This is a genomic window from Geobacter sp. OR-1 (genome assembly GCF_000813145.1).
Lineage (GTDB): Bacteria > Desulfobacterota > Desulfuromonadia > Geobacterales > DSM-12255 > Geoanaerobacter.
Window position 1 is genome coordinate 34,537 of the sequence record NZ_BAZF01000026.1, and the last position, 13,538, is coordinate 48,074.

Here is a 13,538-nt window from a genome sequence, read left to right on the forward strand (position 1 = left end):
ATCATGAACAAAGTCATAACTGTAGAAAATCTCGGGAAGAGATACACCCTGCATCACCAGAGTGAGCGGCAACCGTATCTCGCCCTTCGTGACGTGCTCGCTGAAGGGGCAAGAAATTTTGGCAAGCGGCTGTTGGGACAGCGCGACAAGGAAATGCTGCATGAAGAGTTCTGGGCTCTCAGGAATGTCTCATTTGAAGTAGACCAGGGAGCCCGAATCGGGATAATCGGCAGGAATGGTGCTGGAAAATCGACACTACTTAAGATACTCAGCCGAATTACCGAGCCGACGACCGGCAGGGTGCGTATTAAGGGGCGGGTGGCCAGTCTGCTGGAGGTTGGAACAGGTTTTCATCCAGAGCTGACCGGCCGGGAAAATATTTTTCTCAATGGCGCCATTCTCGGCATGAGCCGGGCCGAGATCAAAAAGAAATTTGACGAGATCGTTGATTTCGCCGAGATCGAAAAGTTTCTGGATACTCCTGTCAAACGCTACTCGTCCGGTATGTATGTCCGTCTTGCTTTTGCAGTTGCAGCCCACCTTGAGCCGGAGATATTGATTGTGGACGAGGTGCTGGCTGTCGGGGACGCGCAGTTCCAGAAGAAGTGTCTTGGGAAGATGGAGGATGTGTCCGCGAAGCAGGGAAGGACAGTGTTGTTCGTGAGTCATAATATGGCTGCAATTGCCGATTTGTGTACAAGCGGTGTTTTATTGGGTAATGGTAGAATTGTAGTCGCAGGTCCAACTGATGAAGTTATCCGGCGTTATCTGGAAACAGATGAAAAGTCGATTGGTGAAGTTACATTTGAGCTTAAACCGGAAGCGGATGCTTGTATTATACGTGCCGGCATATTTTCGCTTGCAAAGACGTCAATCACGAGGGTCGATGTCCGGGAACCTTTCATAATATCGGTAGTTTTGACTGTACAAAAGGCTGTTAGAGACTTGGAGGTAAGTATACGCATCCGTACCCAGCGTGGAACACCTGTATGTTTCGCCAGTCTTTCCGATAGTAATGATGGATCTCTTGCGTCGTTTAAGCCTGGAACATTCACCTGCAGTTTTGAAGTGCCTGCTTTTTTCCTGGTTCCAGACCATTACAGGGTCTCATTAATATTGCATGAACCATGTATCCGCAACCTGGATATCCGTCAAGATGATCTTGAGTTTACAGTCGATGAAACAGGGTCTTCTATGAAGAGATATGGAGATCCGTGGGTTTACGGGTCTGTATTGCCGAAATTCAAAGCTGTTGTCAAAACAATGGATAGCATTAGTGATCAGGAGAAAGGATTAAATTCCAATGAACTTTAAACCGGCAAAGGTTGTTTGGGCTGGGATGCCAGGCAGCGCATGCAATCTGAATTGTAAATACTGTTATTCCGGAAGTGCCAAAGGTGAGCGAGGCAAGTTTCGTTTTCCCCTTGAACATATGTTGCGCTCATTTGCCCCTGACCGGTTTGGTGGACCGATCTTCTTTGGCGGTGCCGCTGCCGGAGAAACTCTCCTAGTGGAGGGAATTGTCGATTTCACCAGGGGGATGCTTGAATTGGGACACGTGGTTTCATATACCACTAATATGACGTACTCACCTGTAATTGACGAATTTTGCAAATTCCCCGACGCTATGAAAAAACGTCTGCAATTGGACGCATCTCTTCATTACCTTGAGTTGAAAGAAGTCGGGAAATTGAACACTTATTTTGATAATCTGCGCAAACTCAAGGATGAAGGGATTTCTATCGCCTTGTTCCTCTGTATCACAGAAGAATACCTTCCTCATCTGAACGAGATTCATGATCTTTGCATGCAAAGAATCGGTCTGCTCCCGGTTGCAGGTATGACAAGAGTGTACAGTTCTGCTGGAGGCAAAAACAGTGGATCGTTATTGCCAGAGTATGAAGAACTTGTGATGAAATTTTGCGATCACCGTCAGTGGGATTTGCAGAAAAAGGTTTATGGTCAGAAACGTAACGAGTTTTGTCGTGCTGGAGAAGTTTCTATTAATCTCTCTCTTGAAACCGGCGAATACACGAAATGCTGGGGGAGTAGCGGACGTATGGCGTTATGGGAACAACTGCCGTTCAGTGGTGCGTTGCGATCTATAAGAAGACTGCCCGGAATAGGCCGTGTCGCAAAAAGGATAATACCTCTGAAATCTCAGGTCATGGGGAATCTCTATGATCTGGAGCAGCCGATCGATTTCAAGCCGATGGGGCAATGCCCTTTTTATGACTGTGTCTGCGCAAGTTATCTATGCTGGGGCTTGATCCCGGGTTTTGATGCACCAACGCACAGCCGAACATATTTCCAGCCGGAATACGTGTCGAAAGAAATTTTTGAATTTATGGATTGCCACTTGGTATCAAAATAAGCAAAGGTTAGTTGCATGCGATGTGTGCATTTCGGTTCCTACTGGATGGGCGATAACGACGTTGTGTGCCTTATGGCTCGTGATTTGGCGGCCTTATGCGATTTGGTCACAATTGATACCGGACTGTATTCATCTGAAAATTATGGTTGGTTCGAAGTCGATGCCTCGCTTAATCCACAACGCCCGATTCATTGGTTGGACCATGATCGGGTTATTGCGGCTGTGAACGATGCACGGGCGGACTTTATCATAGTGAATTCGGGTGGAATGAGCTTACGGCCCGAAACTGCGGAGAAGCTTCGATCCGCGGGAGTTGCAACTGTTGGGATTTCATTGTCAGATCCGGACGTCTATCAGGATCATGGGATCGCGTATGCACATCTCTATGATTTGTACTATTCCAATTCAATGTATTCACTCAAACAACAGTACCCGAAGAATCTGAAAGTTCGTTGGCTCCCCTTTGCTGCTTCTCCGAGTCTCCACAGGCCAATGCCACAAGTCCCAAAAACCTACGATGTGGTGATTGTGGGGCATGCCCGCCCCGAACGTATTCAAGTGGTAAATAGTTTGAAACGATACTTTTCGGTAGGGCTCTTCGGGAGTGGCTGGGGGTACGGTTCATCTGCTGTTCATGGTGAAGAGCATGTTCGTGCTATCAACTCCGGACGGATCTATCTCTCCTTCTCAGCTACTGTTGCTGGCTATATGAATGTGAAGGTGGGGCTTCTTGAGGCTGCGGCATGCCGCACTTGTCTTATCACCAAGGCGTTTGCCGAGGTGGAGAAATTTTTCAGGTCAGGCATGGAAATATATCTGTATAAGGACACGGATGACCTTGTCGCTTCTGTCCGACACTGTCTCAGTTCTCCTTACGTCAGAGATTGGCTGGCTGAGAACTCGTATGCCAGGTTCTTATCTGATCATACCTGGGAATCCCGGTGGAATGGAGTTATACATGACGTCAGGCAATGCAAATTGGGATAAACTCTGGTCCCAGGGGTTTACATACGGGCCTCTCGACGGCTGGGCAAGGGAAATTTTTCTGGCTATCGGCGATTTGCTGAAGAGTTATGAGTCGCCATCGATCCTTTCGGCAGGTTGCGGCAGGGGGGTTGTTGATTACTGGATAATGGAAGCGTTTGGCTGGAATGTGACCTTGCTGGATAATTCAGAGACATGCATAAAGAACCTAAAAAAATCATTGCGAAAAGTAGATAAAAAAAATGCGAACTCGTTCACGGTTCTATCCTAGATATTCCTTTTCCGGACAAATCGTTTGAACTGGTTTGGAACGAAGGTGTTCTTGAGCATTTTATCCAAAATGACTACCACCTTGCTCTTCGGGAAATGGTACGTGTTTCTAAACGTTTTGTACTGGTAGATGTCCCAAATGCCAACTGCAAACCGTATATGCTGGTCAAGGAATGGCTTGAATCCTATGGACAGTGGAGTTGGGGATATGAACAACCTCGCGTCTCTTTGCGGCAGGACCTTGAAGCATTAGGAGTACAAGTATTGGCCGAGAAAAGCATTGGCGGGGTTCGTACCATTTTAAACTATCTTGCCATGATTCCAGCGCAAGCCCGGCAGGGAATCCTTGATAAGCTCAAGGCTGAAGATTATGAAACATTTCCGCATTTACTTAGCATCGGAGTTGTGGATGTTTAATATATTCAGGCAGACGCGTGAAGATAGACGGGACTGCTTGATTGTCCAGAGAGGACCCATGAAGGGGGAATGCATTTCCAAGGGTGAATCACTTGAAGCAGCAGAGCGGTTTCTTGAAAAGTGCATCATAGGTGGTCTGGCACATTCATTTGATGTCGATAGTGGCCAGTGGGTAAAAGCATATCCGGAAGTTACAGGATACCTTCTCTCATACTTCGCGCAAGACTTCGCAGAGGGCAATGTCCCCAAGGTGATTGTAAGTGCTGCCAATAAATTGGTCCGAATACAGCACCGTAATGGTGGGTTCGCCAGTTTTTCTGACAAGAACCGGCTGTTCACCTTTGATACTGCTCAAATCATGCATGGGCTTGCGAGTTTTCATGTCGCTACAAAAGAGAACCGCTGGCTTGAAGCTGCTATTCGGGCTGCAAATTTTGTGTGTGACATGCAGCTACCTGACGGCTCATTTTTCCCGATTTATGACCTCGATCGGGATGCGGCATATGTTGAACCACGCGGACAGTGGGGAATTTCTTTTTCCCCGATTCAGACCAAAAATATAGAAGGACTAATCCTGTTGCACCAGTTGACCGGTAAACATCGCTATGCAAAAGCCTCTGATTGCCTGATAACTTTTGGGCAAAAAGCTTGTAACCTTTCCTACACTCACCCCGGAGCTTACTGTTTGGAGGGCCTTTGGGCAGCAGGGAAAACTGATTTTGTGCAGGATGTCTTAAAAAATAAGATCTTGCCTCGATTGCATTCTAACGGTTTTTTTGCCATACGCTGCAAATCTTCCTTATGCATATGTTTCCGGCAGCGTTCAAATGGGGATTCTTTTTTATAATTGCGGCTTTTATGATGAATCGTACAAGATTTTAGAGTGGGCCCGAATTGTTCAAAATCATCACAAAAGTGGCGGCTTGTTCCAATATGCCGACTCTCAGGGAAATCTTGACCGGCATGTTCATGTTGAGATCAACTCTTGGGGGACAAAATATTTCTGCCAGTTAGAGAGGTTATGGGCATGTGGCAGATAACCGGGAAATATGGCCCTTACGCGTGGTCTCGGACCTGCCAGAGTATCTACATTGTTTTATCCCGGACATTAATGCTCAGAGACCGTATTCTCGAATTCGGCTCTTCTACGGGGCATATTTCGTTCAGGATTGCCAAAGAAGGGTACAACGTAAATCTTTTAGATGTCCGTGCCGAGCCGATCAACGAAGCAAGACAGATATTTTCAAAGAATAAAGTTAATGCGCGTTTTTTTAGTTCAAAACTTTCTGAAACATGGCGAAAATTACGATCTGCTTTGGAATAGCGGCCTTATTCAATGCCTTTCACCTGATGAGCAGAAAAAGCTTATTGAACACGCAACAAAACTCTCAAAGCGTTTGTTGCTGTTTTATCCTGATACGGACAGTCCCGGGAAAATCTGTGGCAATGACTCAAGTCGGGTGCCTGGAGTCAGTAATGCCGTTGAATACTCGGTGGCAAGCCTTCCAATTCTTTTCTGCAGCTACTATGACAATGTCTATATGGGGCGCATCCCAGCCAAGAAATTGGCCCTCCCTTATGACATGCTTTGGCTTCAAGGGGATAACCCGTGCGAATAGGCTTGATTGGATGGTATGGTCACAGTAATGTTGGTGATGAAAGGATTCTTTACTGCTTAAAGCGGTTTTTTTCTGGCCATGATCTGTTAGTCATGAGCTGTTTTGAGGAAGCTGCTGCCCGAATTTCAGATTTAAATGCCTGTGATTTTATATTGCTGGGTGGTGGCGGCCTGATTCTGAGAAATACTGGCCGGTTTGCATCGTTGTTTGAACGGCTGACTCCTCGTTTTGGTTGTGTCGGAATCAGTATCGAGGCAAAGCATGCTGACAATATGCAGATACTTGAGGTGTTAAAGCAACGTGCTGAATTCATTCTTGTGCGCGATTTTCGCAGCAGGGAATTACTGGATTTTCATTTCAAGACAATCGTGGGCCCGGACCTTACCTTTCTCTATCCATTTGATGTGGTAACTGTCGCCGATGAAGACGCATGTGGATTGAATTTACGCCCCTGGCGTTTCTGGCCGGGTGAGCACAATGGTATGTTTGACCGGACAATGCGCCGTTTGAATCGTCAGATAAGCAACCTTGACAGACTGTTTCCATTTTCAAAATGGGATCAAAAGGGAACGGTCAATATTCTCAGGCAAAAGTTCAAGTCTGTATACCCGATCCCCCTTTATTTCGAGCCAGGTGTGGAGAATGACAGAGACATTATGTCAGGTTTGTTTCATGACGTGCCGACGGGGTTTTCAGATGACTGTTTTCTCTCATGTCGTTTTATAGTGGGTATGCGGCTGCATTCCCTGATCTTCGCGTGCCAGACGGGGATTCCCTTTTTATCACTCACATATCAACCCAAGAATGATGCTTTCTGCAGGGAATTGGGGAAGCCTGAACTCTCTTGCGATATATTCAAGCCGGAATTGTTGGAAACTGGAATTGACAATATTAAAAATAACCATGCCAGAATAAGGTCAGAGCTTCTCGACGCCAGAGAAACGTGCCAGCAGGAAATTACCGCAATCATGACTGCAATTCGTCGTCTGGTTGTGAGATAGCCAATTAATGTGTTTTTATGCTGAATTGATAACAATCGGAGCAAATTTATGAACAAAAAGCCGCTCGTTTCGATTGTTTTGCCAACCTTTAACGGTGCACGTTACCTGGCTGAATCGATTGAAAGCTGCCTGAATCAGACTTTTACCGATTGGGAGCTTATCATCGTTGACGATGCCTCAACCGATGCCACTCCTGGGATAATTGCGCGTTTCTGTTCTTTGGATAAAAGGATATCTGCAATACGCCACGATACCAATCTAAAGCTGCCTGCTGCCTTGAACAGCGGTTTTTCACATGCTACGGGAGATTTTTTGTCCTGGACCTCGGACGATAACCGGTACCGCCCCGAGGCCATCGAGGCAATGCTTCAAGTTTTTGAGAATGGTTGTGAGACTGACATTGTTTATGCTGATTATTCCGTTATTGATTCTTCTGGAACGGTAATTGATCAGGTAACAGCACCTGACCCTGTCTATTTGATGAGGGAGAATGTGGTCGGCCCTGTATTCTTGTATCGCAGATCTGTCCATGAAGGGATTGGAGGGTATGACACCTCGCTTTTTCTTGTGGAAGACTACGATTTCTGGCTGCGTGCAGCAGCCAGTTTCCGAATGTGTTCGATCCATCGCGATCTGTATTTGTACCGCCGGCATGAATCATCGTTGTCGAGTCTGCACTTTCCCCGGATGATTGAAAATCGGGAAGCCACGCTCAAAAATAACCTTTCACGCCTGACCTGGCTGCCTCAGGCTGCCATGGTGGCAGGCTGGGTTAACATTGCCGTGATGTCCAGGCGCCGGGGTGATTATGGATCTTGTGTATCCGCATTATTACGTGCGATGCGTATTTCACCGCGCGAGTGTACCATGCTTGTTGTGCATATACTTTTGAATGGGCCATCCGTTATCAATCGGATCATATTCAATGTGGACCTTACGAAATGCAGCGTGTGCTGACATGAGCCTGCAACCCGAATCATCAATTCTCACCGGTAAAAAAATACTCTTTGTGTTTGGTAATCTTGAGTTAGGCGGTGCAGAGCGTCAAGGACTTTTGCTTGCTTCTCATCTTAAGGATAAGGTGGGAGCTGAGGTTCAGGTTTGGGGGCTTTCCCCGTATTACGGGACTCTTTCCGATCTTTGCAGTGCTATAAACATGCCTTGGGAGGGATTTGCCTTTAATTGGAAATTCCCTTACAGGCACATGAGTTTGTTAAAACTTGGGATACGATTGCATCGTGAATCGCCTGATATTCTTGTGTCATATACGACGCTTCCGAACATTGCTTGTTCAGTTGTACGGAGGATTGCCGGCGCCAAGGTGAATGTATGGAATCAGGCTGATGCGGGGCTCATCCTCAATGATAGCTTTTTGCATCGTTATGCGGTGCAGCAGACAGCAGTATTCATTTCCAACTCAGCATGTGGTAAAGAATTTCTCGTCACAGGCTACCGTCTCGACCCAGGTAGAATCTGGCATATCCCTAATGGCGTCGAACTAGATGTCCCAAAACATGATCGCATCTCCTGGCGTTGCAATCTCGGTTTAGACGATGATCAAGTTGCCGTTTGCATGCTTGCAAATTTGACTGCATATAAGGATCATGCCACGCTACTAACTGCTTGGCATAAGGTCGTTAGTAGTAATCCTGACGTCAGGCTTTTTCTTGCCGGTCGATGTGATGGTGAAGAAAATACGATTAAGGAGCTTATTTCTAAGTTTAACCTTGGTTGCCATGTGCAATTACTTGGAGAGGTGAGTGATGTGGCTGGGTTACTGGATGCTATGGATCTCCTTGCTCACAGCTCTAGAAGTGAAGGATGCCCAAACGCATTGTTGGAAGGAATGCTTGCTGGTTTACCTGTTGTGGCAACTGATATTCCGGGGATTCGTGAGGCACTTGGGAGTGACTGCGAACGTTTTCTGGCTCCACCGGGAGATGCAGATGCTTTTGCAACCAAGATTCTTGAATTAGTGGGCGATCCGGAGCTTAGAGTCACTGTTGGAGAGCAGCTTCGACATCGAGCCCAACTGGAATTCAGTCTTTCCAGGATGTTATCATTGTCCGTTGAATGTCTTGAAAGTGTTTTGCAATGACTCAGAATATTTCCTTGGGGAACAGGGTTAATCGTCTTCCATTTTTATTGGGAAGGCTAATTGGGAAGATTTTCCCGTTCGGAAGGCATGAAAAATTATTTTTCTTTTTCCCGTGTTGCCATATCGGAGGTGCTGAAAAAGTTCATGCGCGTATTGCGTCGATATTTGCAGACCACGATCCGGTGGTTTTCTTTGTTAATAAATCACAGAACAAAATTTTCTTGTCACTATTCCCTGACGGGATACGAATATTCAATGTTTCTATAATTACAAAATATTATTCATTTGCCTTGGGATTTTTTGTTTCTATTGTCAGTAAGTCTAAAGATTTAATGCTTTTTGGTTCAAATAATTCCCTCTTCTATGACATTGTTTATTCCAGCAAGCCCTTGAGATCTGTAGATTTGATTCATGCGTTCGGTGAAGGAATAGAAATAAAAAGCTTGAAAGCTGTAAGCAAGCTTGATGCAAGAATAGTAGTTACTGAGACAGTTAAAAACAAGTTGCTCGATCTTTATGAGGAACATGGTGTTAGTAAGGAATATTGGGACAGGATCAATGTAGTTGGTAACGGCACATATATCCCACAGCCGTATAACAAGATGATTAATATAACAAATAGACTTAAGGTCTTATATGTAGGTAGAGGAACTCCCGAGAAACGGGTTGATTTAATTGGCAAAATTGCTGCGAGATGCAAAGAGAAATTATTGCGAGTAGATTTTGCCATAGTTGGGGACATATCTGAAGTAATTACCGATGATATTTCTCGTCATTGTGTAATTCATGGCCCGGTGACCCTGCAGGATGAACTGGGAGCTTTATATAAATCAGCCGATCTGTTGATCTTGACGTCCGAGCGTGAAGGGTTTCCACTTGTTATCATGGAGGCTATGGCATATGGAGTTGTGCCGGTGTCCACGGATGTTGGGGGGATTTCGGACCATATTACGCACTTTGATAATGGAGTATTAATTTCTGAAACGGAAAAAGAAAGGGTTGTGCTCGATTTTTGTAAAGTAATAGAACAATTAGATTCTGACAGGAATTTACTTTCCTCATTGTCAATATCTGCAAGGAGTTATGCAGAAGCACATTTTGCTTTCACTGATGTTATGAATAATAGCTACAGAAAACTTGTGCTTGGTTGCATGGATACGAATGAATAACCTCAATAATGATAGTGTTTCGGTCGGAATAGTTACACTTTATTACAACAACAGTGATGATTTGAACCAACTCCTTGATTCTTTAGAATCTCAGACGTTTTCAGACTTTTATGTAGTTATTGTAGACAATGGGTCCAACACACCTTTACAGCTATCGGCAAGGAAATACAGATTGGAAATTATCCGGTCTCCAATCAATCGTGGAGTAGGCGGAGGTTTTAATTACGGTATACGAGAGTTGCTGGGAAAAGGAGAATGCAGTTATCTGTGGCTACTTGATTCGGATATTACATTGGACCCGGAAGCACTTCATTTTCTCGTAGCTGCCATGCAGTGTCATCCTGATGTTGGTCTTGCAGGCTCACTCATTATCAATAGTCACACTTCCGAATTGATCGTGGAAGCTGGGGCATTCTTTGATCTCCGGACCGGTATTGCATTTCCTCTTTATTGTAACGAGCCTGTCCGTGAATTACGCAGTCTGATCGATGTTGATTACGTTGGCGCTGGCGTCTCTTTTTTACGTCGCGATCTGGTTGATATGATAGGTACATACGATGAACGCTATTTTTTCCTCGGAGAAGAGATGGATTATGGATTGAGAGTTCATCATCATGGGTATAAGGTTGTTGCCGTTCCCCAGTCCATAGTCTACCATCCTCCATTTACAGAGAAGAGAAAGTCTGAGATATATTCCTATTATGGGGTTAGAAACACTTTGCTGACGCTTTCCAAGCATGCACCAGCAGCAAGGCTTCCTTTCAGGATATTCCAGTTTCTTCGAAAGTCTATGCGAATCATGGTGCTTCGGTTGTTAACAGGGGAAAAGCATCATGCTTTGCTAATTAAAACAGCCGTTAAAGACTTTGTTTTGGGGAACTTTTCTGAATCAGCGACACTAAGACAGGATAATCATAATGTTTCGATATCAGAAGGATGTAAATGTGCCAAGATTGATTCGTTCTTTGTCTTTGGAACAGGAACTATTGAAGCGGTAACGGAGGCCATTGCAGCGCTTCGCGAAAACTGCTCGGGAAAAATTACTCTCGTTGTTCAATCTTATAGGAAGTGCCTGTTTGAACAGTTATCTCCTGATGAATGGCTTCTATCGGACGATAGGAAGAGGTCAATTTTGGGGTATCTACCGATCATGCTGAAACTTCTGTTTTCTGGAGCGACTGCTGTTCAGACCGATGCAGTATCAAGCAGTATTTCAAGCTATGCGGCCATAAAGTCATTATGTTGGGATCCTGATTCAAAAATTTTTCGGCTATCTCCGAGAAATATCTTTGCATTATGGCAACCAATTGTTGCTCTTTTACTTGGAGAGGTCTCCGCAGTTTTGATTTTTCCTGTTATTGCTATTACTAGTTGGAAAATAAGACAGAATAATAATTTAGATTTCTCTTTAATTCACAGTGGAGACGCTTTGTGAGGGATCACATTACCCTTGCCGACATCGAGTTGAAGCTTCAGCGCAAATCCTGGTGGGCTATGCTTTTTGTACTCCCATTTGCCCGTCGTCTATCTCTGTTTATAATTAATCGGACAAATATTACTCCTAACACCATTACTCTCGGGGCATTTATATTTGTCCCTCTGGCAGCCCTTGGCTACGGCCACGGGAGTTATTACGGACTGATATTTGGCGCCATTTTTTTCGAAATCAACTACCTGTTCGATTGCGTCGATGGGACCGTGGCAAGGGTCAAAAAGCTTGGATCTACTCTCGGTGCCTACCTTGATCCGATGCTGGACCGCTGGCGCATCGTAATCCTCACTCTAGCCGTGGCCTACGGACAATATAAGGCATCAGGGGATTTGCAGGTTGTTTATTTACTGTTTCTTTACTTGGGCATGAACAATCTTATTTTGTTTACCCGGTCTGCCCAAGAGAAGGCTCTCAGCAGTATGGAGCGTGGCAGCAACATGGGGGTTGACTTCGCCAGGTCGACGTTGAACAACGGACTTCTTGCATGGTGGTTCCGCAAGACGGAAGATCGTAATATCATGCCCTACTATCACGACATTGAATTGGACGCACTCGTCTTTGTTGTCGGGCCCCTCATGAATATGGTGGCCCCTTTTCTAATTGTAGCAAATGTACTGGCGGTGTTGCTTATAATTGTGCTCAACATCATGTTCCTCCTGTCTCTGAGGAGGATTAAGGGATGAAAGACAATGCTTAATATCAAGGCGGTTATTTTGGCTTCAGGGACAGGGACTCGTTTCAACGACTGGATGCCGAAACAGTTTGTCAAATTGGCCGGGTTGCCGGTGCTTGTGCATACCCTCAGGGTGTTCCATACCTGTCCGCGTATATCCGGTGTTGTTGTTGTCACGCAACAGGAACATATCGAACTGGTTTGGGAATATGTTCGTCATTATGGTCTGGGCAAAGTTGAAAAAGTTGTAGCAGGAGGAGAGACACGTCAGGCGTCGTCACGCATTGGGCTGGATTGTTGCGGCGATGAAACAGGCCATGTTCTGATTCATGATGCTGTGCGGCCCTTTGTAACTCACAGGATTTTAGAGGATCTTGTGACAGCGGTAATGGAACATGGAGCGGTTGATACTGTAATCCCTTCGGCTGACACCATTGTCGAAGTTGATGCGCAAGGGTTCATCAGCGGCATTCCGGATCGCTCCAGGCTAAGGCGGGGGCAGACTCCGCAGGCCTTTGATTACGGGCTTATCGTCGATGCACACAGCAGAGCCCATGCCGAGGGGATTACCAATTCCACGGATGACTGTGCCCTGGTACTTCGCCTGGGCCACAAAGTCTATGTTGTTATGGGAGAAGAACAGAACATTAAAATTACCTATCCCCTTGACTTGCATATTGCAGACAAGCTTTTCCAACTAAAGACACGGACTTTCGGCAGTGAGGAATCGGTAGATTTCTCCACCCTGAAGGACAGATGTTTTGTCGTTATTGGGGGCACCAGTGGCATTGGGTTAACCCTTGTCGAAAGACTAAGGGGTATCTCTTCCAGGGTTTTCCCCTTAAGCCGCTCCACTACCCCTGCTGTGGACATTTGTGACTTTGCTTCTCTTGAAAAAAACCTGAATGAATTATGGAACGAACAGGGAAAGATTGATTTTGTCATCAACTGTTCGGGTGATCTCATCAGAAAAAATGTAGAAAATATGACTGTCGAGGAGTGGGATCATATCTACTCGACAAATGTGACAGGAAATTTTCTTCTTTCAAAAGCGGTTATCCCGCTTTTCAAGCGTCAACAAGGGGGGAATCTGATTTTTGTTGGGTCCAGTTCATACACTCGGGGAAGGGAAGGTTATGCTGCTTATAGCAGCTCGAAGGCCGCACTGGTTAATTTCTGTCAGGCTTTAGCCGAAGAGCTGAGCCCGTGGGGTATCCGGATTAACATCGTGAGCCCTGGGCGGGTCAATACCCCTTTGCGTTATCGGAATTTTGGACAGGAAGATCCGAATACACTGTCGTCCCCGGAACAGGTGGCGTGCGAATTCATAAAGGCTCTCACTGTCGATACCACCGGCAGCGTTTTCGAAATTATCTAGTCAATTAAATCACAATTTGTTGGATCTAACCTTTGATGTGGCTGAATGAATTGAAGTAATAAC

At 45.5% G+C, this 13,538-nt stretch carries 12 protein-coding genes and 1 pseudogene; all 13 read left to right on the forward strand.

Translation table 11 applies throughout. From position 1 onward, the window contains the following. Nucleotides 1–3: 3 nt before the first annotated feature. The 13 genes and pseudogenes from OR1_RS18725 (at nt 4) to ispD (ending at nt 13,475) form a co-directional block, all read left to right on the forward strand. Complete coding sequence (locus tag OR1_RS18725; protein WP_041974268.1) at nt 4–1,314, forward strand: ABC transporter ATP-binding protein; 1,311 nt, start codon at nt 4–6, stop codon at nt 1,312–1,314. Continuing rightward, on the forward strand, nt 1,304–2,374 hold the full coding sequence (locus OR1_RS18730) for a radical SAM protein (protein WP_041974270.1): 1,071 nt from the start codon (nt 1,304–1,306) through the stop codon (nt 2,372–2,374). Before OR1_RS18725 ends, OR1_RS18730 begins: the two co-directional genes overlap by 11 nt. A gap of 45 nt (nt 2,375–2,419) precedes the next feature. Continuing rightward, nucleotides 2,420–3,361 carry a glycosyltransferase gene (locus OR1_RS18735; protein WP_160295282.1) on the forward strand — a complete coding sequence of 314 codons (942 nt, stop codon included), beginning with the start codon at nt 2,420–2,422 and terminating at the stop codon, nt 3,359–3,361. A gap of 252 nt (nt 3,362–3,613) precedes the next feature. Further along, nucleotides 3,614–4,045: pseudogene (locus tag OR1_RS21820) on the forward strand (methyltransferase domain-containing protein); the annotation flags it as partial. 58 nt (nt 4,046–4,103) lie between these two features. Further along, complete coding sequence (locus tag OR1_RS18750; RefSeq protein ID WP_152609975.1) at nt 4,104–4,892, forward strand: prenyltransferase/squalene oxidase repeat-containing protein; 789 nt, start codon at nt 4,104–4,106, stop codon at nt 4,890–4,892. A 412-nt stretch (nt 4,893–5,304) separates the two neighbouring features. Next, a complete protein-coding gene (locus tag OR1_RS18755; RefSeq protein ID WP_152609976.1) occupies nt 5,305–5,664 on the forward strand; it encodes a hypothetical protein in 360 nt (119 codons plus the stop codon). After that, complete coding sequence (locus OR1_RS18760) at nt 5,655–6,665, forward strand: polysaccharide pyruvyl transferase family protein (RefSeq protein ID WP_041974286.1); 1,011 nt, start codon at nt 5,655–5,657, stop codon at nt 6,663–6,665. The genes OR1_RS18755 and OR1_RS18760 overlap by 10 nt, the downstream gene beginning before the upstream one ends. Nucleotides 6,666–6,713: 48 nt before the next feature. After that, complete coding sequence (locus tag OR1_RS18765; protein WP_052440660.1) at nt 6,714–7,622, forward strand: glycosyltransferase; 909 nt, start codon at nt 6,714–6,716, stop codon at nt 7,620–7,622. Nucleotide 7,623: 1 nt separating this feature from the next. After that, entirely contained in the window at nt 7,624–8,763 is a 1,140-nt protein-coding gene (locus OR1_RS18770; RefSeq protein WP_041974289.1) for a glycosyltransferase family 4 protein, read from the forward strand. Further along, the gene (locus tag OR1_RS18775) at nt 8,760–9,932 is read left to right on the forward strand and encodes a glycosyltransferase family 4 protein (protein WP_052440662.1); all 1,173 of its coding nucleotides are present in this window, start codon (nt 8,760–8,762) and stop codon (nt 9,930–9,932) included. The genes OR1_RS18770 and OR1_RS18775 overlap by 4 nt, the downstream gene beginning before the upstream one ends. After that, nucleotides 9,925–11,367, forward strand: a complete 1,443-nt coding sequence (locus OR1_RS18780; protein ID WP_041974291.1) for a glycosyltransferase family 2 protein — start codon at nt 9,925–9,927, stop codon at nt 11,365–11,367. Before OR1_RS18775 ends, OR1_RS18780 begins: the two co-directional genes overlap by 8 nt. Further along, on the forward strand, nt 11,364–12,107 hold the full coding sequence (locus OR1_RS21170) for a CDP-alcohol phosphatidyltransferase family protein (RefSeq protein WP_052440664.1): 744 nt from the start codon (nt 11,364–11,366) through the stop codon (nt 12,105–12,107). Before OR1_RS18780 ends, OR1_RS21170 begins: the two co-directional genes overlap by 4 nt. 6 nt (nt 12,108–12,113) lie before the next feature. Continuing rightward, nucleotides 12,114–13,475: a 2-C-methyl-D-erythritol 4-phosphate cytidylyltransferase gene (gene ispD / locus OR1_RS18790; protein WP_041974294.1), complete on the forward strand. Its 1,362-nt coding sequence runs from the start codon at nt 12,114–12,116 to the stop codon at nt 13,473–13,475. The last annotated feature ends 63 nt before the right edge of the window (nt 13,476–13,538 follow it).